Raw genomic sequence first — 21,272 nt, forward strand, 5'->3', positions numbered from 1 at the left:
CACGGAGTTGACCATGCGGAGCACGCGCAAGAACCAGCCCCCGGCCGGGTACGCGAGCACGGCGAGGAACAGGCGCGCACGCGGTGGCGCCCTCGCCCTGCTCGCCGCCACGCTCGTCCTGGGCGCGGTGACGGGCCCCGCCGTCGCGGCCGCCCCGCCGGCCCCGCCCTCCCCCGCCCTTTCGGCGCAGTCCGCGATCCCCGCGCTGGACAAGGCCCTCGCCGGCCTGCCGTCGGCGGACGCGACGGCCGCGCTGGTGCGCGTCGGGGGGACCGAGGGCGTCTGGCGGGGCAGTTCCGGCGTGCACGACCTGGAGAGCGGCCGCCCGGCCGACCCGGCGGCCCGCTTCCGCGCCGGCTCGGTGACCAAGGTGTTCACGGCGGCGGTCGCGCTGCAACTGGCCTCCGAGGGCCGGCTCGACCTGGACCGCAGCGCCCGCTCCTACCTGCCGGAGCTGATCCCCGCCTCGTACGGGGGCGTCACCGTACGGCAGTTGCTCAACCACACGCACGGCATCCCGGCCGCCGACTTCCCGGGGACGACGGTCGAGGAGTGGTACGCGGACCGCTTCCGGATCCACGACCCCGAGGACATGGTCCGCTCGGCCACCTCGAAGAAGCCCGAGTTCGCGCCGGGCGAGCGGCAGCACTATCTCAACATCGGCTACACCGTCGCCGGCCTGCTGATCGAGAAGGTCACGGGCGACACCTACGAGCACCAGGTCGCCCGCCGGATCCTGAAGCCGCTCGGACTGCGCGACACCTACTTCCCGGGGAGCGACCCGCACATCGCCGGCCCGCACAACCACGGCTACCAGACGATGACGCTGGACGACGGGACGAAGGGCCTGCGCGACGTGTCCGTGTGGGGGACGACGGACGGCTGGGCGGCCGGGGACATCGTCTCGACCACGGCCGACCTGGAGCGGTTCACCCGCGCCCTGTTCTGCGGACGCGTCGTGCGCGGCCCGCTGCTGGAGGAGATGTTCACCCTGCCGAAGGTGACCGACCTCGGGAGCGGCGCCCCGGCCGCGTACGCCGTCGGCCTGTCGATGAAGAAGCTGGGCGGCCGCGAGGTGTGGGGCAAGACGGGCGGCCGCTGGGGCTACAACGCGGCCATCGCCTCCACCCGGGGCGGCTCGCGCACCCTCGTCTACAGCGTCAACTCCACCGACGCCAAGGGCAGGGACACCAACCCGGTGGCGCTGAACATCATGGTGGCGGTGTACGGGAAGCCCTCCAAGGAGTGAATCCCGGACGGCCAGGCGTAAGGCACCGCCTCGCGGTGGGAAGGGCATGGTGCACACCGGACCAGCGACGGCGGGAGCGTCCCACGATGCCGAGGTTTCTCATCCAGGCGACCTACACCTCCGAGGGCGCCCAGGGGCTGCTCGGCGAGGGCGGGAGCGGTCGCCGTGCCGCCGTCGAGCAGGTCGTCTCCGGCCTCGGCGGGAGCGTCGAGGCCATGTACTTCGCCTTCGGGGAGGACGACGTGATCCTCCTCGTGGACTTCCCCGACCCGGTCTCGATGGCCGCCGTCAGCCTCGCCGTGAAGGCCAGCGGCGGCCTGCGCACCCGGGCCACCCCGCTGCTCACGGTCGACGAGATCGACGAGGCCGCCCGCCGTCAGGTCTCCTTCCGGCCGCCGGGCGTCTGAGAAACCCCGCACGGGGGGGCCTTACAGGTAGTCCTCCAGCCGGGCGACCGTGAACCCCTGCTCCTGGATGTGCCGCAGCAGGTTCGCCGTCATCTCCGTCATCGTCGTCCCCTTGAGGTCGGACGGTCCCCGGAAGTGGGCCAGGATGATGTCGCCGGGGTGCAGCTTCTTGTCCCCCCGCTGGTACTGCATGTTCTTGATCTGCATCGACTCCCGCCACAGGACGATCGCCTCGACGCCGCACGACCCCGCCGCGACCCGCGTGTCCTCGTTCCAGTTGCCGTACGGCGGGCGGAACAGCCGCGGCGCGGTGCCGTACCGCTCCTTCAGCCTGTCCTGCTGTCCGCAGATCTCCCGCTTCTGCGCCGCCGCCCCCAGCGCGCGCAGATTCGGGTGGGTCAGCGTGTGGTTCTGGACCCCCTCGCCGAACTCCTGGAGCGGCTTGAAGTAGTCGTAGTCGCCGCGGATGGCGGAGTCCGTGAGGAACATCGTGAAGGGGATCTTCAGTTCCCGCATCATCGTCACGAACTCCGGGTCCTTCTCGGCCCCGTCGTCGATGGTGAGGAAGACGATCTTCTGGTCGGTGGGTATCTCGCTGACCACCGGCACGCCGGGCCCGGCCTTCGACGACGGGCTCGGCTTGACCGCGGGCGGGGCGGGCGGAGCCGCGAGCGGCTTGAGGCCCCACTTGCGGTAGGCGGCCTCGACGCCGGCCCGCCCGCCGGAGCCGCCCCCGGCGCTCCCCGCGCTCCCCGAGGGCGCCCCGGAGGCGCGTGACCCGGTGGGGGACGGGGACTTCGAGCTCTTCGCGGAGGACTCGGTCGTGCAGCCCGTCGTCACGCCCGTCGCGAGGAGGAGGCAGGCCAGCGCCGCCCCCCTGATCCGCCTGTCCACCGAGCCCCACCCCATGTCGTCCGCACCGCAACCCGTTCGCACTGGTTGACGACGAACAGGTGTCCAGGGTTCCGCTGCCCCCGGTGGGCGCGATCACACGACGAATCCCCAGGTCACCGACCTGGGGATTCGAGACGACTCACGCGTGCGGGCGCATGTGCTCTACGCGTGCGGGTGCAGGACGACCTTGGTGTAGCCCTCGATGCGCTTGTCGAACTTCTCGTACGCCGACGGCGCCTCTTCGAGAGGCAGTTCGTGCGACACGACGAAGCTCGGCCGCGCCCTGCCCTCGATGATCATGTCGCGGAGCTGACGGTTGTAGCGCTTGACGTTGCACTGCCCCGTGCCCATCCTCAGCCCCTTCTCGAAGAGGCGGCCGATGGACACCATCAGCATGCCCTGCTTGGAGTTCTCGTCCGGGCCTCCCGGGTCACGCGGGACGTACAGCCCGGGCACGCCCAGGGCTCCCGTCGGCCGGACCGAATCGACCAGCGAGTTCAGCACCGTCGCCGGCTCCTCACGATCCTCGCCGCGGGCCTGCGCCTGGTAGCCGACGGCGTCGATGCCCTTGTCGGCGCCCTCGCCCCCGGTGTGCTCCTTGATCTGCTCCACCGGGTTGCCCTTGCTGAAGTCGATCGGCACGGCGCCGATCTCCTCGGCCTTCTGCAACCGCTCGGTCACCCGGTCGACCACGAACACCTTGCTCGCGCCGCGCAGCATCGCCGAGTACGCGGCCATCAGCCCGACCGGGCCGCCGCCGTAGACGGCGACGCTCTCGCCGGGACGGACGTCGGCCAGCTCGTTGCCGTGATAGCCGGTCGGGAAGATGTCGGCGAGCAGGATGAAGTCGGACTCGTTGTCGGTGCCCTCGGGGAGCTTCAGGCAGTTGAAGTCGGCGTAGGGCACGCGGACGTACTCCGCCTGGCCGCCGACATAGGGGCCCATCGCCACATAGCCGTAGGCCCCGCCCGCGAAGCCCGGGTTCACGGTCAGACAGAAGCCGGTGAACCCCGCGCTGCAGTTCTTGCAGAAGCCGCAGGCCACGTTGAACGGCATCACGACCCGGTCGCCGCGGCTGAGCGTCGTGACGCCCTCGCCGGTCTCCTCGACGACGCCGAGGTTCTCGTGGCCGAACACGATGCCAGGCTCGGCGGCGGTGCGACCCTCGTACATGTGCAGGTCGGAGCCGCAGATGGCGGATGACGTGACCCGTACCGTCACGTCGTTCGGGTGCTGGATCCGGGGATCCTCCACTTGCTCGACCGCTACTTCGAACGGTCCCTTGTACACGACAGCCCTCATCGTCGAGCACCTCCACTCAGCTCGACTGCCCCTGTGTGCGATTCCTCATATTCCAGACTCGTCCATGCTGGGATGATTTGCATCCAGGGGGATCGTTCGTTCGGCTTTGCCCGAACCCAGTGTGGAGAGGACCAGGAACGTGACCCGACGTCTCGGCGTGCTGCTCGTCCCGGTGTGCGGGCTGTCCGGCACCAGCTATCCCGAGGGGACCAAGGTGTCCATACGCGGCACCGGATCGTCCGTCGACGGCTTCGTGGACGGCGACTGGCTGCCGCTCGCCTGGTGGGAGTTCGCGGACACCCACCCCGACGAAGCACCCCGGATCTGAGGCCCGCCCGCCCCCGTCCGGGTGCCTGTGGGGCTCCTGTGGAACTCCGCGCCGTGGCCGGCCGTTGACGGAACGACGCGTGCGAGGCGCGCGGACGACCGGAACGACATGGGCTGAAGCCGAGGTGGCACGCGTGGCGATGTGGGATCGGATCAAGGACCAGGCCAAGGGGTTGCAGCAGCAGGCGCAGGGCGCGCGGGGCGCCGGCGGGCACGGCCGGCCCGGTGCGGGCTCCCCGGGCGGGTCGGGCTCGCGCGCCCAGCTGGTCAGCGCGCTCAAGTCGCAGCTCACCTCGCTCAAGACCGAGCTGAAGAGCGGCGCCTACAGGGACGCGAGCATGGCCATGTGCGCCCTGGTCGCGGCGGCCGACGGGCATGTCGACCCGGCCGAGCGGCAGCACGTGGAGTCGCTGATCCTGCACAACGACGTCCTGCAGAACTTCCCGTCCGAGCAGCTGCGCCAGCGGTTCAACAAGCACGTCGACCAGCTGGCCTTCGACTTCCCGCAGGGCAAGGCCGAGGCGCTCCAGGAGATCGCCAAGGCCGCCAAGAAGCCGACGGAGGCCAGAGCGGTCGTCCAGACCGGCTTCGTCGTCGCGGGCGCCGACGGGTACGTGGCACCGGCGGAGGAGCAGGTCCTGCGGGAGGCGTGCCAGGTGCTCGGGCTGTCCGCGCAGGAGTTCGGGCTCTAGGGCGGCGGGGGTCGGACCCCGTCAGGCGGGCCGTTTCCATGACGGGTCGCGGCCCGACAGGCCCAGCGTGCGGGCGAACAGGGGCGCGGTGACGGGCACGGGCACCTCGGGGCCGAAGGCGCCGTACCGGCGCGCGATCCCGGCCCGGCCCGCCACGTCCGCGTACACGGCCGCGGCGAGATCGCCGTCCACGGTCAGCTCCCGGCCGGTCGCCACGGCGAGATCCCAGGCGTGCAGCACCCACTCGCACAGGACGATGCCGCCGACGAACGGCGCCGGCATGCTCCCGGCGCCGGTGAGGGACGTCTCGCCCTCCCAGGCCGCCGGGTCGCCCCAGGCGGCGGCCGTCTCCGCCGAGCGCAGGGCGTAGAGCCGCGCCCAGTCCGCGTCGCCGGTGAAGTCGTGGCCGTCGGCCACCTCCTCCGGGGGCTGCTTGAGGGCGCAGGCGCGTCCCCGCACGCCGGTCCAAAGGACGAGGTGGTTCACCACACCGCGGACGGTCAGCTCGGGGCACGGCGTGGGCCGGTCCAGGTCCTGCGGCGTGATGGCCCGCACGACGGCGACGGCCGTGTCCGAGGCCCGGGCCATGACGTCTGCGGGCTGCATGCGAGACCCTCCGCTTCCGCGCCGCCGCGCCGGTTGCGCGCGCGGTTCATCCTGACGTTCCGTGAGGTCATCAGCGTAAAACGGCCCGCCGGAGGGCGTCTTGAAGAAAGGCGACCGCCGGAGCCCGCTTGTGCCGCTTGATCGAATGCGCCTACTTTTGCGCGTCATGACCACGACCCGCAGGGCAATCCTGAAGAGCATGGCCGCCGCACCGCTGATCGCGGCCGGCGCCGGCGTGCTGGCGCCGGCCACCGCACACGCGGCGACCGTAGACGCCGGACAGTTCCGTCTGACCAGCCGGTCCCGCAACAGCCACGGCGAGTTCGCCGACCTGACGGCCGGTCTGGCCGCCGTCCTGCCCAAGGTGGACGCGGCCACCGTCCTCGCCGACACCAACCGCAACGCCCAGCGCCTGACCTCCGCCCCGGGCACCGTCGAGGCGTTCCAGACCGGCTTCGCCTGGGAGAGCGGCGACAACGGGGTCGACTACTGGATCCCGCAGGGCGTCACCACCAGCGCCGACGCCTACGGCAACGGCCTCTACCCGGCGAACGGGAACAACAAGGCCCTGATCGTCTCCTGGTACTTCCAGACCAACACCGACACCGACCCCGAGCCGGAGTACCCGCTCGACAAGGGCATCCGGCTGAGCTTCGTCGACTACAGCAACGCCGCCGCGCCCACCTACCGGCACGTCCTGCTGGTCGAACCGGTCAAGACCAGCTCCGGCGCCTACTCCTTCAGTCCCGTGCAGCGGCACGCCGGCGGCATCCTCTGGTACGGGGACCTGCTGTACGTCGTCGACACGTACAAGGGGCTGCGGGTGTTCGACCTGCGGAACTTCTTCAAGGTCGACACCGCCGAGGCCGACGTGTGCGGACTGCACACCGACGGCAAGTACTACGGCTACAGCTACCAGTACGTCCTGCCGCAGAGCCACGCCTACGACAACGCCGGCACCTACCTGCGCTACTCGGCGATCGGCCTCGACCGGGCGAGCAGCCCCGACAGCTTCGTGATCAGCGAGTACTCGGAGGCCGGCATCGTCGACTACGACGAGAAGGGCTACATCGGCACCGGCAAGGGCAGCGTCACCGCGCCGAAGGTGGTCCGCTGGAACCTCGACTACACGACCCGGCAGCCGTCGTCCCTGACCGCGTCCGAGGCCGTCAGCGTCAGCCAGAAGTCGATCCAGGGCGTCGTCTCCCGCAACAGCAAGCACTACCTCTCGGTGAGCGACGGCCGCACCCGCAAGGGCGCCCTGCGCACCTTCACCTCCGGCGCCGGCACCGCCACCACCGTCTGCGACCTGGCCATCGGCTGCGAGGACCTGAGCTTCCACAGCAGTTCGGCGTCCGGCTGGGCGTTCCCCGAGTCCGTGATCTGGAACCTCAGCGAGTACGACGGCACGCGGTACGTGTACGCGGTGCGGGCGGACGGCTCCTAGCCCGCCGGGCCGCTCCCGGCCGCCCACGGGGGCGACAATGGGCCCATGAGCATCGTCAAGATCAACGTACTCACGGTCCCGGAGGAGCAGCGCGAGACGCTGGAGAAGCGGTTCGCGGCCCGCGCCGGCGCCGTGGAGGGCTCGGACGGCTTCGAGTGGTTCGAGCTGCTCCGCCCCGTCGAGGGCACCGACACCTACCTCGTGTACACGCGCTGGCGCAGCGAGGAGGACTTCCAGGCGTGGATGTCGGGCCGCGGCATGGCGGCCCACGCCGGCGCGTCCGGCTCCGCCGGGGCAGGCTCGGCTCAGGGGCACGCCGCCGAGGGCGGTGAGCGGCCGAAGCCCGCGGCGACGGGTGCGACGCTGTGGTCCTTCGAGGTGGTCCAGCAGACCGGCCCCAGGCAGGACTGACACCGTCCGAGGAGGGGCCGGTCAGCCGGTCGGGGCCAGAGCGGTCGCCCGCCCCTCCTCGTCCCACACCACCTCGAGGACGCTGACGACGGCCTCCCGCTCGAGCGGGCCGAAGACGTGCGGGAACAGGACGTCCTCGGCCACCCCGGGCGGCGGGGCGGGCGCCGCCGCCTCCCACTCGCACCGCGCGCCGAGCCGCTCCTCGTCCAGCAGCAGCGCCAGCAGCGGCCTGTCCGGGGTCCGGTAGAACGCGTTCACGACGGCGAGCGTGGTCCGCTCGTCCGGCGAGCAGTGCACGAAACCGTCCGCCGCGAGGGAGGCGGGGGCGTACGGCCGGCCGGGGTCCGCGTCCCAGGCGTCCTTCTCGTCCTTCGTCATGACGTGGTAGATCATCGTCCGATTATCCGGGAGCGGTCAGGCGGGGGGGACCGTGGCCTGACCGCTCGGCCGGTTCCGGGGACGTCAGAAGACGTGCTGGCCGGGCACGAGGATGCCCCGGGGGTCGTACGTGCGCTTGGCCGCCTTCAGCGCGGGCCAGGCGGGGCCGAAGTGGGCGCGCCAGTCCGCGGGGGTGAACGGGATGCTGCCGACGGGGTACTGCGTGCCGCCGGCGGCGGCGACGGACTCGTAGGCGGCGCGGTTGCCGGCCAGGGCGCCGTCGACGGCGGCGCTGTCGCCCGGCGGGACGGCCCGCAGGATGTCGAAGAGGTACGACGTCGGCTCGTCTGAGGCGCGCAGCAGGGGGGTGGTGAGGCGGTCGCGGAGCAGGGGGTAGAAGAGGACGACGCCGCCGGGGCCGAGGGTTTCCGGGGTGAGGTCCTCCAGGAGCGGCGCGGCGAGGGAGGCCGCTCGGGTGCCGGGAACCATGAGGTTGAGCCAGGGGTGGGCGAAGTTCCAGACGCCGGCGGCCTTCAGCGCGGCGGCCCAGGGGGCGAGCCGGTTGAGGAAGTCGAAGTAGGGCTTGTCCTCGTATCGGAGCCGGGCGGCGTCGTGGCGCAGGCCGCGCAGGAGGGCCGCGTCGTCCGGGGCGGGGCCGACGGGCGCACCGTAGGCGACCGCCTCCAGGGTGTAGACGCGGAACGCGCCGTCGGCGTCCGCGGAGACCTGACCGTCGACGTAGTCGAAGCGGGCCTCCTCGATGAGGAGACGCTGGTCGTCGAGGAAGGTCTCCAGGTCGGTGTACGGCAGGTGGTAGTGGCGCACGGTCTCTGGGGCGGGGACGAGGCGCAGGGTGGCCTCGACGATGACCGCGCACTGGCCGAGGCCGGCGAGGACGGCGTGGAAGAGGTCGGCGCGGCGGGTGGGCGAGCAGCGGACGAGTTCGCCGGCGCCGGTGACGACGCGGAGTTCGGTGACGTTGTCGACCTGCGCGCCGTGGCGGTGGGCCTGGCCGCCGAGGCCGCCGACGGAGAGGGTGCCGCCGACGGACAGTTCGAGGTAGTCGGTGAAGACCGGCGGGGTGAGGCCGTGGGCGAGGGTGGCCCGGGCGACCTCGCTCCACCGGGCGCCCGCGCCGACGGTGACGGTGGTGCTGTCGGGGCCGACGGGGCCGATGCTCGCGAGGGGCGTGGTCTCGATGACCAGGCCGCCTTCCGCCTGGGCCTGGCCGAACGGCGCGTGTCCCTGGCCGCGGGGGGCGACGGGGAGGCAGTGGGTGTTGCAGAAGCGGACCATGCTGACGACGTCGCGCACGGAGCCGGGGCGCAGCACGGCGCGGGGGCCGCGGTGCACGATGTGGCCGAAGTCGTCGGCGGCGGCGGAGAGGGATGCGGCGTCGGTGAGGAGTGTGCCGTCCAGCGCGGGTATGCCGGTCAGCGCGACGGACGTCGTGCCGTCGGTGGCCCAGCTGCGGGAGACGGTGTCGAAGCCGACCACCGCGGCTGTGCCGGCGACCGTGAGTCCACGCAGGACGTTGCGTCTGGACGGTGTGCGGGGCATGCGCGATACCACCTTTCGAGCGGTGCGGGAGGAATGATCAAATCTGCGCCAGCGTAAGGCAGTTGAGCCTTTCGAATGCGGTGCGGTCCGGCCATCCGCGGCACTGTTTCACGCCACGCCCCGTGGACTCAGCCGCTCGGGTCCTCCTCCTTCAGGGCGGTGGGGAGCTCGGTGCGGCGGCGGATGGCGAGCTTTCGGTAGGTGCTGGTCAGGTGGGTCTCCACGGTGCGGCGGGCGATGTGGAGGAGGTCGGCTATCTCCGTGTTGGTGCGGCCGCCCGCGGCCAGTTCGGCGACACGGCGTTCGCTCTCGGTGAGGGCGCCGGAGCCGGTGCGGGCGGCGGCGGTGCGGCGGGCGCCTCCGGCGCGGAGGGCTTCCTCCGCACGGGTGCGCAGGCGTACGGCGCCCAGCCGTTCGGCGTGTTCGGCGGCCTCGCGCAGGACGTCCCGCCCCCGGGAGCGGTCCCCGGCGGTGGTGAGCAGCCGGCCCTGGGTGAGGAGGGCGGCGGTCAGTTCGGCGGCGGCCGGGGTGTCGCGCAGGACGCCGACCGCGTCGTCGGCCAGTTCCGCACCGCGCCGTCCGCCGGTCACCCCGGCCACGACCCGCAGGGCGCGGCCGGTGGTGCGGGGGGTGTCCCACACGCGGGCCAGCCGCAGTTCCTCCTGCGCGAGGGCGAGAGCCTCCCGCCGGTCGCCCAGGGCCAGCCGGCACACGGCGGCCGCCGAGCGCCACGGGGTGACGACCGGGCTGAGCACCGTGCGGGCCGACTGGCGGCGGCCGCACTCCAGGAAGTCGTGCAGGGCGCCGGCGACGTCGCCCTCGGTGAGGCGCAGGACACCGCGGGCGTAGAGGAAGCGGTTCAGCTCCCAGGAGTCGGGCGCCTGGCGCAGGTCGAAGCCGTCGGCGAGCCGGCGCGCCTGTCGGGTGCGGCCGGTCTCCACGAGGGCGAGGAGAGCGTGTGCGTCCGCGTTGGCGGGAGCGGGGGCGTGCCGTGCGGTCTCCCCGGCCGGCGGGCCGGGGCGCGGGGGCAGGAGACGGCCGTACTCGCCCCTGGCCGCCGCGATGTCCAGGGTGACGTCGTGCAGGGCCCGGTGCATCGGGTGGAGCAGGGACGCGCGCTGGCCGGCCAGGCCACGTTCGACCAGCCGTTCCGCCTCGTCGAGTTCGTCGGCCCACTGGGCGACCGCGGCGGCGGTGCCCAGCAGGAAGGGTTCGGCGAGGGGGTCGGCGGGTTCGGTGAGCAGCGCGCGCAGCCGGTTCATCGCCGTCCGTGCGGAGACCGCGCCCGCGGTGGCCTCGTAGCGGACCAGCAGGGCCTGGCCGGTGGCGCCGGCCAGCTCCGGGGAGCGTTCCGCGATGTCCGTCAGCCGGCGGTACGCCTCCCGGCGGACCGTCTGGTCCTGGTCCGACAGCAGCGCGGAGGCAGTCCGCGCGGTGCCGGCCAGCTCGGGGTGGTCGGTCAGCCGCGTCTCCAGCCGGCGCATGACCTCCATCGCCGTGCGGACCTCGCCGTGGCCCGCGAGGGCGGTGCCGAGCGCCATCGCGGTACGGACCTGGTCGCGGGGCTCGGCGGTCAGGGTCAGCGCCTCGGCGAGGCGGGGGATGCCGGCGGGGGCGTCGGCCGAGGCGTACTCCAGCGAGCCGAGCTCGGTCAGCAGGCGCTGCCTCAGGTCGTCGGCGAGCGGTTCCCGCAGCGCCCGGCGGAGGTAGACGACGGCGTCGCCGGGGCGGGCCTCGCGCTCGGCGACGGTGACGGCGTCGCGCAGGACGCGCAGCGCCCACGGCAGGCCGACCGGGCCGCTGTGCAGCAGTTGCCGGGCGACCTCCTCCACCCGGTCGCCCCGCCGCAGCATCGCCTCGGCGACCGCCCGGTGGGCCTCCTGCCGGCGTGCGGTGGACCAGCCGGCGAGGACGGCGTCCCTCAGCAGCGGATGCGCGTACCGCGGCCGCCCGTCCCCCTCCCCGCCCGGCCGCAGCATCCCCAGCCGCACCATCGCCGTGAGCCACCCGGCCACCCGCGCGGGATCACACCCGGTGGCATCGGCGAGCAACCCGACGAACGCCTCCGGCGGAGGGACAAGGGCCACGACCCGGCCCGCACCGGACCGCCACCCCTCGGATGCCGCCGGCTCAGCCCAGGCCGCCCCGCAGGGCACTGACGCCTCCGTCCCGGCCTGCGCCGCGCGCGGTGGTTGCAGGGTTGCCAGGGTTCGGGCCAGGTTCGTCGTGTCCGGGCCCGCGTTGTCCAGCCACCAGTTCACCGCCGCCGGGTAGGCCCCCGGGTACAGGGCCGCGCAGGTGTCCGGCACCGGGGCCGGGGGCGGGGCGCCGTGCAGGTCCTCCAGGAGGGCGCGCAGGAGCAGCGGGCTGCCCGCGCCGGCGCGCACGCAGTCCGCCGTCCATTCCGCCGGCGCCGACGGGACGGCGGCCGCGACCAGTTCCGCCGACGCGGTGTCGGAGAGCGGCGCGAGCGTGTGGGTGCGGACGAGGGAGGGGGAGAGCGCGTGGGTCAGACCGCTGGGCTGCGGGCCGATGTCGTACTGGCTGCGCTCGGTGGCCACCACCAGCACCGGTAATCGGTCGATGCGCCGGGCCGCCTCCACCAGCCAGCGGCGTGACGCCGCGTCGGCGAGGTGGACGTCGTCCACCGCCACCAGCAGCGGCGACCGCGCCGCGTACGAGCGCAGCACCCGCCACAGCCGCGCCGCGCTGCCCCGGTCGTCGGGACCGGGCGCCACGTCCGCGAACTCCGGCACGGGACCGAGAAGATGGAGCACCGCCGAGAACGGCACCCCGGTGTCCTCGGGGGAGCAGCGGGCCCGCAGCACCCGCAGACCGCGCCCGGCCGCGTGCGCCGCGGCCGCCTCCAGCACGGCGGAGCGTCCGGTCCCGGTGGCTCCGCGCAACAGGACCAGCCGGCCGGCGCCCGCGAGGGCGCGTTCCGTCTCGGCCACGAGCAGCGTGTGCGCCTCCTCGCGCTCGGGCAACGGTGCGGTCATCCCTGCCTCCTGTGCTCGTGGTGACTCGTGTACTCGCGGACGGTGGTGGTGACGCGTACGGCGTGGTAGACGTCGGTGACGTGTGCGGGGTCGCGGCCGGGGGCGGCGCGGACGGCGGTTGTGGCGAGGCTCACGGCGGGACGCGGACCCGCCCCCGAGAACCGCCGGTACACCGACAAACGGCCCCTGACCTGCACTGATCCCCACGCGGGACGCTTCTCGTGGTGGCGGTACCGGCGTTCCTCTCGTGGTCCGCCTCGTGGTGCTCCACGATTGCGCCGCCGCGCCCCGCGCAGAAATGTGGGGCACGATCTCCCGTCACCGGTCCCGCGCCGGTCGGCGGGTCCGTGAACAGGGGGGATTCGGTTGCTCAGCGCGCCCCGGACGCCAGACCACCCGACGGCGAGGACGCCCGACCGGCCCACGCCGAGAACGCAGGACCGCGCCGGGGACTCCGTCGCCGTACGGATACCGCGCCGCACGCCCGTCGTCGTGCAGGCCTGCGACCCCATCAGCCATGAGGGCGCCGTCAGCCAGCTCCGCGCCCGACCGGAGATAGAGATCCGCGAGGAGAGCGGCGTCGACACGGTCGCCCTGCTGGTCGAGGACGCCCTCGACGAGGCCGCCCTCGCCCGGCTGCGCAGGATCGTGCGCAGCGAGGGCGGCCGGGCCGTCCTCGTCGTCGGCACGATCCGCGAGAACGAACTGCTGGACGTCATCGAATGCGGCGTCGGCGCCATCGTCTGGCGGCGTGAGGCGACCGCGCACCGGCTGGTGGCGGCGGTCCAGGCCGCCGCACGCGGTGACGGCGACCTGCCGGCCGACCTGCTGGGCCGGCTGATCAGCCAGGTGGGCACCCTGCACCGGGGTGCGGCGAGCCGCGCGGGCACCCCCTCACTGGGGCTCGCGCCACGGGAGGTGGACGTCCTGCGGCTGGTCGCCGAGGGCCTCGACACCGGGGAGATCGCCAGCAAGCTGTCCTACTCCGAACGAACCGTCAAGAACGTGATGCACGGACTCACGACGCGCCTGCATCTGCGCAACCGGGCGCACGCTGTGGCATATGCCCTTCGGGAAGGCTACATCTGACCGAACGGGCAATCGAAGGCGAACACGCGGGCAGCACACCTGCCCGTCCGCCGACCCCGCCGCGCGTGCGGCCCCCGCGGCGTTCGGGGGACGATCGACGACAGGGCGGGACGCCCGTGAACGACCGGCGGCAGCAGTGCAGTTGAGGAGCACGACGTGATCCACGAGGTGGACGAGGTCCTCAAAGGGCTGCTCGGCGGCGGCGCGTTGACCGGCTCGGGCATCGAGGTCTCCTTCGAGGCGCCCACCCGCGACTGGGCCGCCCGCCGCAACGCCCCTGTCGTCAACGCCTACTTGTACGACATCCGTGAGGACGTGGCCCGGCGGCAGCGCGGGCAGATGCCGGTACGCGACGAGCGGGACTTCGTCGTACGCCGCCGCCAACCCCCGCGCTGGTTCCGGCTGTCGTACCTGGTGACGGCGTGGACGAAGACCCCGCAGGACGAACACCGTCTGCTGTCGGCGGTGCTGGCCACGCTCATCCCGCGTGAACTGCTGCCCGCCGAGGAACTCCCGGGCGCCCTGGGCGCTTTGGGGCTCGCCGTGCCGTTGACCGTGGCCGGTCTGCACACCGAGTCGCGTTCCCTCGCCGAGATCTGGTCGGCGCTCGGCGGCGAGCTCAAACCGTCCCTCGACCTGGTGGTCACCGCGCCGTTCCCGGCCTACCCCGAGTACGACGCCGGGCCGCCCGTCACCGAGGGCGCGGCGGTGCGCCTGCGCGGCATGGACGGCGAGCCGCCGGAGTCCGGTGAGCGCGTCCACCGTCCCCATCAGGTGGCGGCGGCCCGCGCCGCCCGCGAGACCCGGAACCCCCGATGACCGACCTGCGCACCGAGGCCCCCGCCGAGGTCAGCCCCCTCCTCGCCCGTCTCGCCCGGCTGCGCGAGCACGTCGCCGCCCTGGTCGACCGCCGCGCCGCCGGCGACCCGACGGCCGACGACCCCCTGCGCGGCCTCTACCTGTCGGAGGAGGCGGTACGGCACCTGCTGACCGCCCCGGCGACGACGGCGGCCCCGGACGCGCCCGACTCCCCGCTCGGCGCCCCCGGTCCCGATCCCCTCACCGCCCTCGCCGCCCGCCTCTCCCTCACCGACCTCGACACCGCGATCCTGCTCGTCGCCCTCGCCCCCGATCTGGACCGCCGCTTCGAGCCGCTCTACGGCTACCTCAACGACGACGTCAGCCGGCGCCGGGCCACGACCGGGCTGGCCCTCGACCTGTGCGGCGTGCCCGCGCATCTCGCCGCCGCCCGGGCCCGCCTCCACGCCGGCGCACCGCTGCGCGCGCTCGGTCTGCTGGACCTGGAGGAGCCGGAACGGCCCTTCCTCTCCCGCTCGTTGCGCGTCCCCGACCGGGTGCTCGGCCATCTGCTCGGCGACGGCACCCCGGACGCCGCCCTGCACGGCCATCTGCACCCCCTGCCGGAGCCGCTCCCCGCCGACGACGAGCACTTCACCGTCCGCCTCGCCGCCCTGCTGAGGAACGGCCCCCTCACCGCCTACCTGCGCGAACACCGCGAAGGCGACGGGGTGGCCTCGATCGCGGCCGCCCTGGAGGCGGCGGGCGTGCGCGCGCTGCGGTTCACCGGGCCCGAGGACCGGGTGCCCGAACTGCTGCGGGAGGCCCGCCTCGGCGGCCTGGCCCTCGTCCTGTCCGGCCTGCCCGAACGCCCCGGCCCGCTGGTCACGACGCTCACCGCGGCGACCGACGTCACCGTCCTCCTGACGGACCCCCGCCCCTACGACCCGCACTGGTCCCCCCACGACCCGCTGACCCTGGACGCCCCCCGTCGCCGCACCGGCGGAACGGCGGCGTGGTCGGCGGCACTGGAGGCGGCGGCGACGCGGAAGACGGAGACCGGCGACGGCAGCGGTCCCGCCGGCGTCAGCAGTCCCGCGGGCGACAACGGCCCCGCCGGTGCTTTCGACCTGGCCGCCGCCGTCGCGCCGTACCGGCTCGGCGGGGAGCGGATCGCCCGGGCCGCACACGCCGCACAGGGGCTCGCCGCGTTCGAGGGGGGCCCGCTCACCGCGGCGCACATCCGGCTCGCCGCACGTCAGCAGTCCGCGTCCGGGCTGGAACGGCACGCGCGCCGGATCCGGCCCGCGGTCGGGTGGCAGGACCTCGTCCTGCCCGAGCGGCCGCTGACCCAGCTGCGGGAGCTCGCCCTGCGCGCCCGCCACCGCGACCGCGTCCTCGGCGACTGGCGGCTCAGCGCTGGCGGCGGACGGGGCCGGGGCGTGCTCGGGCTGTTCGCCGGCGAGTCCGGCACCGGCAAGACCCTGTCCGCGGAGGTCGTGGCCGCCGAACTCGGCCTCGACCTGTACGTGGTGCAGCTGTCGTCGGTCGTGGACAAGTACGTCGGCGAGACCGAGAAGAACCTGGAGCGCATCTTCACCGAGGCCGACCGCACCGACGCCGTGCTCCTCTTCGACGAGGCCGACGCGGTCTTCGGCAAGCGGTCGGAGGTCAAGGACGCGCACGACCGGTACGCCAACATGGAGAGCGCCTACCTGCTCCAGCGGCTGGAGTCCTTCGACGGGATCGCGCTGCTCACCACCAACCTGCGCGCCAACATCGACGAGGCGTTCACCCGCCGGCTGGACCTCGTCGTCGACTTCCCGTTCCCCGACGCCGGGCAGCGGCTCGCGCTGTGGCGGCACGGGCTGTCCCACGTGCCGTGCGCCGACGGCGTCGACCCCGCCCCGCTCGCCGCGCAGTTCGAGCTGGCCGGCGGCTCCATCCGCAGCGCGGTCGTCACCGCCGCCTACCTCGCCGCCGGCCGGGGCGAACCGGTCGGCGACGGGGACCTGCTGGAGGGGGCCCGCCGCGAGTACCGCAAGGCGGGCCGCCTGGTGCCGGGCGAGGCCGGCTGGTAGCGCACCTAGCCGAGCGGCCTACTGCACGCGCCACTTCTGGTTCGGTGTGCCCGCGCACGTCCACAGCTGGAGCCGGGCGCCGTCGCCGGTGCCGTTGTCCTTGACGTCGACGCACTTGTCGGCCTGCGGGTTCACCAGGTCGCCCCGGGTGCTCAGCACGAACTGCTGCGCCGGGTTGCCGCTGCACCGGACGAGCTGGATCACGGCCCCGTCGTCCCGCGAGCCCCAGGCGACGTCCATGCACATGCCGAGCGTGCGGACGGTGCCGTCGCCGTGGAACACCCACTTCTGGTTGGCGGTCCCGGCGCACTCCCACAGCTGGAGCGGGGTGCCGTCCTTGCCCTTGCCGTCCGCCGCGCCGGTCACGTCGACGCACCGCCCGGAGGCCTGCCCGATGATCAGCTGCCCGGGGACCGGCTTCGGGGCCGGCTTCGGGTTCGCCTTCGGCGTCGAGCCGGTGTTCGGCTTCCCGCCCCCGGAGCCCGACGATCCCGAACCCGACGAGTCCGGCTGCGACCCCGCCGCGCCCGCCGCGCCGGTCGTGCCGGAGCCGGGGTCCTGGGTCTGCGGGGGCGCGGACGGCGCCTCGGGCACGGGCAGCGGCGCGGCGGAGGCGTCGGCCTTCGGCGCGGCCGGCGCGGAGGCGACGGGGCTGGGCAGCGCGGTGCTGCCGGCCTCGGCGAGCTTCTCGGTGGCGCGGCTGGTGACGGACGGCTTGTACGTCAGCCAGATCATGACGAACGCGAGCGCCAGCGCCAGACCGACGCTGAACGCGGTCGCCAGCCATCGCGGCAGGAACCCGCGCTGCACGAACGTCCCGTCCAGGACGAGGGGCTGCGCACCCGAACGCTGAACGGTGAGCGCGTACGGCCGCTGCTCCTTGGACCCGAACCAGATGATCTGCCGGGGCCGCAGCGTCGCGTCGACGAACGCGGCCCGCCCCGGCTCGATCTGCACGTTGCCCGGCCGGATCTCGTACGACAGGGAGTCGCCGTTGTCGGAGCCGGCGACGGAGGCGGTCAGCCGGGTGTTGCCGAGGTTGTCGACGGCGAGCCGGGGCCGCCCGCGGAAACGGCCCTTCACCGTGGGCGGGACCAGCTCGGCCCGCATCTCGGTGAACGGGGTGATCGTCAGGTTGCCCTCGGGGACGGTGACCGCGTCCGGGTGCTCCGTGGGGGTGATGCGCACCGCGTAGGGGCTGGGGCCCGCCGCCGCGTCCGGCGTGCGGGGCGGGGCGAAGGTCAGCTCGACGGTGCCCGTCGTACCCGGGTAGAGCCGCAGCGTGGGCGGTTCCACCGTGGTCCAGGGCGCCACGCTGCCCACCGGCTCGAAGCGGTACTCGTCGACGACGTCACCGGTGTTGCGCACCCGCAGGCGGACGGTCGTGCTGCCGCCGGGGTCCACGGTCGCCGCCGCCGGTTCCAGGGAGGTCCACAGAGTCACCTGTCGACGCTATGGGTGAGGGCGGCGGCCCGTCAGGAAGCGGCGGGGCAGGACCGCTGCCCGAAGGGGACGACCTGCCCTGCCCCCGAAGTCCCCACTGCGGCAGCGGACTTCGGGGTTTTCAGACCGTGAACTCGACGGCCTCCAGCTGGAGCCCCTCGTCCATGTTGCTGCCGCCGTACCGCCAGTCGCCCGGCTTGGTGCAGCCGAGGCCCATCCAGCCCTTGCCCTTGACGTTCGCGTTCTGGCACACGGAACCGTCGTTGACCTTGATGGTGAAGCCCTGGAGCGGCGAGACGGCTTCCTTGCTGCTGCCGATGTACATGTCCTTGCCGTCGGCCGCGCTCGACCACTTGTCGCCGGTCAGCCAGTCCTCGACGACGTGCGCGCCGTTGCCGCTGACGCCGCCGGTGCCGGCCACCGCGATGTTCAGCGCCTTGATGGGCAGGCCCTTGCCGGTCGTGCCGGCCTCGGAGCCGTCGCACACCGGCTTCTGCCAGCCCCGGTCGGCCACGTAGGCGCGGTAGCAGATGTGGCGGCCCTCGCTGCGGGCGGCGAGCTGCTTGACGGCGGTGGCGGCGGTCTCCGGCTTGGGCTTCGGCTTCGGTTTCGGCGCCTCGCTCGCGCCCCCGCCGCCGCTCTCGCCGCCGCCACCGGAACCGCCCGTGCCGCCGGCGTCGGCGGTGGCCGGAGCCTCGGGTTTCGCCGCGGGCACCGGGACGGCCGCCGACGGGGGCGCGCTCGGCGCGGCGCTGAGGCTCGGGCTGGGCGGCGGGAGGGTGCTGACCCCGGCCTCCGCGAGCCGCTCCTCGGCGAGGCTGCGCACCTGCGGCTTGTAGGCGATCCAGATCATCACGAACGCGATCGCCAGCGCGAGGGAGAAGCTCAGCGCGGTCGCCAGCCAGCGCGGCAGGAACCCGCGCTGCACGAACGTGCCGTCCACCGGTAGGGGTTCGGCGCCGGAACGCCGTACCGCCACCGAGTAGGGGTGCTCCTCCTTGGACCCGAACCAGATGATGTCGCGGGGCCGCAGCGTCGCGTCGACGAACGCCGCCCGGCCCGGCTCGATCTGCACGTTCGACGGCTTCAGCTCGTACGACAGCCGGTCACCGGTGTCACCGCCGCTGAGCGAGGCGGTGACGCGGGTGTTGCCGACGTTGTCGACGGCGATCCGGGGCCGGCCGCGGAAACGGCCCTTGACCGTCGGCGGGACCAGCTCGGCCCGCACCTCCGTGAACGCCGTGACCGTGAGGTTCCCCTCCGGGACGGTGACCGCGTCCGGATGCTCGGTCGGCGTGATCCGCACCGCGTACGGGTTCGGGCCGGCCGTCGCGTCCGGGGTGCGCGGCGGGGCGAAGGTCAGCTCGACCGTGCCCGTCGTACCCGGGTAGAGCCGCAGCGTGGGCGGCTCCACCGTGGTCCAGGGCGCGGTGGGGCCGACGGGCTCGAAGCGGTACTCGTCGACGACGTCACCGGTGTTGCGCACCCGCAGCCGCACGGTCGCCCGGCTGCCGGGGTCGACGGTGACGGAGGCGGGTTCGAGAGAGGTCCACAGGGTCACCCCGGCGAGGCTACGTCCGGCCCGCCGGGGGCGTCATGAGGCCCAGGGGCAGGGGGGTGTGCCCGTTCGGGCAGCTCTGCGGGCCGGGTGTCAGAGGGTCTGGTGGTAGCGGTCGGCGTCGTCCGTGATGAAGTGGGAGAAGGCCGTGGCCGCGAAGCTCCGCCACTCGTCGACGGGGAGGACCGGAACGCGCCGCAGCTCGACCAGCACCTGCTTGCGGTCGGCCGTCTCCGGCCCGCCGGCCTGCGTCGGGGCACCGATGTCGACGGAGTCCAGCGGACCTGCCCAGACCGGGTCCACTCCCTGCATCACCTTCCTGACGATGCCCTTGCAGACGCCCGCCTTCTCGACCAGGTCCCCGTGCAGCCCGCACATCAGCGCCACCACGTCGTTCGGGGACACATCGGATCCGATCACATCGTCGGCGACCAGGTCCCGCCACAGCCTGCCCATGTGGGTCTTGAGCAGGACCGGCTGGTCCTTGGGCAACGCGCTGGGGAAGAACGCCTGGTGCACGGCCGCCGCGGTGAGCACCTGGAGCAGGCCACGGACGCTTCCGAGCTTCTCCCCGGACGTGTCCTCCATGCGGAAGGTGCGGGCGAGCACGTCGGCGTCGAGTGCAAGCACGTTCGCGGCGACCGCGGCGTTCTCCTGCATCTCCTCCTTGGTGTCCTTCGCCTTCCAGAACGCCTGGTCGGCGCCGTAGAAGTCCTGGAGGTGCTGTTCGTCGCCGGCCGCGTGCTGGTAGAGGCCGGGCAGGGAGTCCAGCGGCACATCGGGGTTGACCTGAGGCTGACCGGAGTCGTCGGCGATGTGGACGGTCACGTAGGTGTCACCGGGGAGCTCGAACTGCGGCCTCGCCCTGGGGTCCTCGGCCTGCTCTGCCCTGGTCGCCTGGTGGATGCTTTTCGCCACTCGCCAGATCTCGTTCATGACCTTGGTGAGTTCGTCCATGCTCTTGAACGGTCGGGTGACGAACTCCAGGTTCTGGCCGTCCTTGACGACGTACCAGAGGCCGCTTCCCTTGCCGTAGTGCTCGGCCTTGATCTCGTACACCTCAGGCTCGGACTCCGACGCCGACTTCGTCTCCTCCGTGGCGAAGAGGCCGTCGTCCGAACCGGACTCCGAGTCCGAGCCGCCCTTGACGTCGACCTTGCTCTTCAGCTGCTGGAACTCGAAGCCCACCCGCGCCGGGGTCTCCACCCGGCGCTGGACGGAGGCGTCGGTCCCGCCGGTGTGCGCCGCGTCCGGGGACACGTGGTCGTGCCCCCCGTGCTCGCCGCCCGGGGCGTCCTGCTCCACCGCCCGCTGCACCGGTGCCGACCCCGACATCACGCGGTGCGCGTTGGCCTCGGCGGCGCGTTCGAAGCTGTCGCCCGGGTCGCTGACGCGCAGGCCCGCGCCGTTGTCGGCGCCGGAGACCGGGCCCTGGCGCTGCTGCACGACATGAGTGAGCTCATGGGCCAGGGTGTGCTTGTCCCGGCCGTTCCACACCACGTGCTCGCGCGAGGTGTACGCGCTCGCGCCGATCTCGGCGGCCGAGCGCTGGGCGACGGCGTCCGTGTGCACGCGCACGGAACTGAAGTCGACGCCTCCGAACCGGGCCGACATCTCACCGGCCAGCGGCGTGTCGAGGGCGCGGCCGGGCGAGTTCAGCACCTGGTGCACCAGGGAGCTGCGCTGCACGTCGGGCTGCTCTCCGTGTCCGCACCCGGCGGAGTGCTGGTGGCGCTCCGCGTCGACGGCGCGGGACACCGCCGCGTTGCCGGCGAGCCGCTGGAGGTCGAGCACGGTGGCCGCCGGTCCCGGGGGCCGGCCCGCGCGGACGGCGGGCCGGGAGCCGGGCGTCCGTTCCTTCGGCGAACTGCCCTTGTCCTGCGCGCGCACGAGCGCTCCCCTCGACGGCATTGACGGTGAAGAAGCCACGTCAGCGGACCAGCCTGGCCGAGAACTCGGAGACGGGGCAAGGGCCTTCGGGGCAGAGAGAGCGGGCGCGGCCGGCGGGCGTTGCCCTTCGGGGCAGACGGT

19 protein-coding genes are annotated in these 21,272 nt (G+C 73.5%); 9 read left to right on the plus strand and 10 right to left on the minus strand.

Annotated elements, in window-relative coordinates; all coding sequences use genetic code 11:
• Nucleotides 1–13 precede the first annotated feature (13 nt).
• Both EV567_RS11640 and EV567_RS11645 read left to right on the plus strand, forming a co-directional pair.
• The gene (locus tag EV567_RS11640; protein WP_130438901.1) at nt 14–1,249 is read left to right on the plus strand and encodes a serine hydrolase; all 1,236 of its coding nucleotides are present in this window, start codon (nt 14–16) and stop codon (nt 1,247–1,249) included.
• Nucleotides 1,250–1,335: 86 nt separating this feature from the next.
• Nucleotides 1,336–1,656, plus strand: coding sequence for a GYD domain-containing protein (locus tag EV567_RS11645; RefSeq protein WP_130438903.1), 321 nt, complete (start codon nt 1,336–1,338; stop codon nt 1,654–1,656).
• Between the two features lie 21 nt (nt 1,657–1,677).
• Here EV567_RS11645 and EV567_RS11650 read toward each other — a convergent pair whose 3' ends face one another.
• Together EV567_RS11650 and EV567_RS11655 are read right to left on the minus strand one after the other, a co-directional pair.
• Nucleotides 1,678–2,565, minus strand: a complete 888-nt coding sequence (locus EV567_RS11650; RefSeq protein ID WP_130438905.1) for a polysaccharide deacetylase family protein — start codon at nt 2,563–2,565, stop codon at nt 1,678–1,680.
• Nucleotides 2,566–2,712: 147 nt separating this feature from the next.
• A complete protein-coding gene (locus tag EV567_RS11655; protein WP_130438907.1) occupies nt 2,713–3,852 on the minus strand; it encodes a glutathione-independent formaldehyde dehydrogenase in 1,140 nt (379 codons plus the stop codon).
• A gap of 139 nt (nt 3,853–3,991) precedes the next feature.
• On the opposite strand from EV567_RS11655, the gene EV567_RS11660 reads away from it, so the two are divergent.
• Both EV567_RS11660 and EV567_RS11665 read left to right on the plus strand, forming a co-directional pair.
• Nucleotides 3,992–4,180: a hypothetical protein gene (locus EV567_RS11660; RefSeq protein ID WP_130438909.1), complete on the plus strand. Its 189-nt coding sequence runs from the start codon at nt 3,992–3,994 to the stop codon at nt 4,178–4,180.
• A gap of 133 nt (nt 4,181–4,313) precedes the next feature.
• Entirely contained in the window at nt 4,314–4,871 is a 558-nt protein-coding gene (locus EV567_RS11665; protein ID WP_207228741.1) for a tellurite resistance TerB family protein, read from the plus strand.
• 21 nt (nt 4,872–4,892) lie between these two features.
• Here EV567_RS11665 and EV567_RS11670 read toward each other — a convergent pair whose 3' ends face one another.
• Nucleotides 4,893–5,477 carry a TIGR03086 family metal-binding protein gene (locus EV567_RS11670; RefSeq protein WP_130438911.1) on the minus strand — a complete coding sequence of 195 codons (585 nt, stop codon included), beginning with the start codon at nt 5,475–5,477 and terminating at the stop codon, nt 4,893–4,895.
• Between the two features lie 166 nt (nt 5,478–5,643).
• Here EV567_RS11670 and EV567_RS11675 point away from each other — a divergent pair, with 166 nt between their 5' ends.
• Together EV567_RS11675 and EV567_RS11680 are read left to right on the plus strand one after the other, a co-directional pair.
• On the plus strand, nt 5,644–6,924 hold the full coding sequence (locus EV567_RS11675; RefSeq protein ID WP_130438913.1) for a hypothetical protein: 1,281 nt from the start codon (nt 5,644–5,646) through the stop codon (nt 6,922–6,924).
• Nucleotides 6,925–6,969: 45 nt separating this feature from the next.
• Nucleotides 6,970–7,335, plus strand: coding sequence for an antibiotic biosynthesis monooxygenase (locus tag EV567_RS11680; protein ID WP_130438915.1), 366 nt, complete (start codon nt 6,970–6,972; stop codon nt 7,333–7,335).
• 21 nt (nt 7,336–7,356) lie between these two features.
• On the opposite strand, the gene EV567_RS11685 is transcribed toward EV567_RS11680, so the two are convergent.
• The 4 genes from EV567_RS11685 to EV567_RS27815 form a co-directional block, all read right to left on the minus strand.
• A complete protein-coding gene (locus tag EV567_RS11685; RefSeq protein ID WP_130438917.1) occupies nt 7,357–7,728 on the minus strand; it encodes a DUF952 domain-containing protein in 372 nt (123 codons plus the stop codon).
• A gap of 69 nt (nt 7,729–7,797) precedes the next feature.
• Complete coding sequence (locus EV567_RS11690; RefSeq protein WP_130438919.1) at nt 7,798–9,273, minus strand: FAD-binding protein; 1,476 nt, start codon at nt 9,271–9,273, stop codon at nt 7,798–7,800.
• Between the two features lie 128 nt (nt 9,274–9,401).
• The gene (locus EV567_RS11695; RefSeq protein WP_130438921.1) at nt 9,402–12,272 is read right to left on the minus strand and encodes an AAA family ATPase; all 2,871 of its coding nucleotides are present in this window, start codon (nt 12,270–12,272) and stop codon (nt 9,402–9,404) included.
• Nucleotides 12,269–12,406, minus strand: coding sequence for a hypothetical protein (locus tag EV567_RS27815; protein ID WP_165430357.1), 138 nt, complete (start codon nt 12,404–12,406; stop codon nt 12,269–12,271). Before EV567_RS27815 ends, EV567_RS11695 begins: the two co-directional genes overlap by 4 nt.
• Nucleotides 12,407–12,740: 334 nt before the next feature.
• Here EV567_RS27815 and EV567_RS11700 point away from each other — a divergent pair, with 334 nt between their 5' ends.
• The 3 genes from EV567_RS11700 to EV567_RS11710 all read left to right on the plus strand — a co-directional run bounded on the left by EV567_RS11700 (nt 12,741) and on the right by EV567_RS11710 (nt 16,240).
• Complete coding sequence (locus EV567_RS11700; protein ID WP_130439553.1) at nt 12,741–13,361, plus strand: response regulator transcription factor; 621 nt, start codon at nt 12,741–12,743, stop codon at nt 13,359–13,361.
• Nucleotides 13,362–13,517: 156 nt separating this feature from the next.
• A complete protein-coding gene (locus EV567_RS11705; RefSeq protein WP_130438923.1) occupies nt 13,518–14,180 on the plus strand; it encodes a DUF4255 domain-containing protein in 663 nt (220 codons plus the stop codon).
• The gene (locus EV567_RS11710) at nt 14,177–16,240 is read left to right on the plus strand and encodes an ATP-binding protein (RefSeq protein ID WP_130438925.1); all 2,064 of its coding nucleotides are present in this window, start codon (nt 14,177–14,179) and stop codon (nt 16,238–16,240) included. The genes EV567_RS11705 and EV567_RS11710 overlap by 4 nt, the downstream gene beginning before the upstream one ends.
• 18 nt (nt 16,241–16,258) lie before the next feature.
• Here EV567_RS11710 and EV567_RS11715 read toward each other — a convergent pair whose 3' ends face one another.
• The 3 genes from EV567_RS11715 to EV567_RS27945 all read right to left on the minus strand — a co-directional run bounded on the left by EV567_RS11715 (nt 16,259) and on the right by EV567_RS27945 (nt 21,131).
• Entirely contained in the window at nt 16,259–17,683 is a 1,425-nt protein-coding gene (locus EV567_RS11715) for a ricin-type beta-trefoil lectin domain protein (RefSeq protein WP_130438927.1), read from the minus strand.
• Nucleotides 17,684–17,804: 121 nt separating this feature from the next.
• Nucleotides 17,805–19,244, minus strand: coding sequence for a hydrolase (locus tag EV567_RS11720; protein ID WP_130438929.1), 1,440 nt, complete (start codon nt 19,242–19,244; stop codon nt 17,805–17,807).
• 90 nt (nt 19,245–19,334) lie between these two features.
• A complete protein-coding gene (locus tag EV567_RS27945) occupies nt 19,335–21,131 on the minus strand; it encodes a DUF4157 domain-containing protein (protein ID WP_407071581.1) in 1,797 nt (598 codons plus the stop codon).
• Between the last annotated feature and the right edge of the window lie 141 nt (nt 21,132–21,272).

This window comes from Streptomyces sp. BK239, from assembly GCF_004217285.1.
Lineage (GTDB): Bacteria > Actinomycetota > Actinomycetes > Streptomycetales > Streptomycetaceae > Streptomyces.

Bases quoted from the DNA above. Each gene is read 5' to 3' on its own strand.
- EV567_RS11640 (WP_130438901.1), top strand. From the start codon at position 14: ATGCGGAGCACGCGCAAGAACCAGCCCCCGGCCGGGTACGCGAGCACG.
- EV567_RS11645 (WP_130438903.1), top strand. From the start codon at position 1,336: ATGCCGAGGTTTCTCATCCAGGCGACCTACACCTCCGAGGGCGCCCAG.
- EV567_RS11650 (WP_130438905.1), bottom strand. From the start codon at position 2,565: ATGGGGTGGGGCTCGGTGGACAGGCGGATCAGGGGGGCGGCGCTGGCC.
- EV567_RS11655 (WP_130438907.1), bottom strand. From the start codon at position 3,852: ATGAGGGCTGTCGTGTACAAGGGACCGTTCGAAGTAGCGGTCGAGCAA.
- EV567_RS11670 (WP_130438911.1), bottom strand. From the start codon at position 5,477: ATGCAGCCCGCAGACGTCATGGCCCGGGCCTCGGACACGGCCGTCGCC.
- EV567_RS11675 (WP_130438913.1), top strand. From the start codon at position 5,644: ATGACCACGACCCGCAGGGCAATCCTGAAGAGCATGGCCGCCGCACCG.
- EV567_RS11680 (WP_130438915.1), top strand. From the start codon at position 6,970: ATGAGCATCGTCAAGATCAACGTACTCACGGTCCCGGAGGAGCAGCGC.
- EV567_RS11685 (WP_130438917.1), bottom strand. From the start codon at position 7,728: ATGATCTACCACGTCATGACGAAGGACGAGAAGGACGCCTGGGACGCG.
- EV567_RS11690 (WP_130438919.1), bottom strand. From the start codon at position 9,273: ATGCCCCGCACACCGTCCAGACGCAACGTCCTGCGTGGACTCACGGTC.
- EV567_RS11695 (WP_130438921.1), bottom strand. From the start codon at position 12,272: ATGACCGCACCGTTGCCCGAGCGCGAGGAGGCGCACACGCTGCTCGTG.
- EV567_RS11710 (WP_130438925.1), top strand. From the start codon at position 14,177: ATGACCGACCTGCGCACCGAGGCCCCCGCCGAGGTCAGCCCCCTCCTC.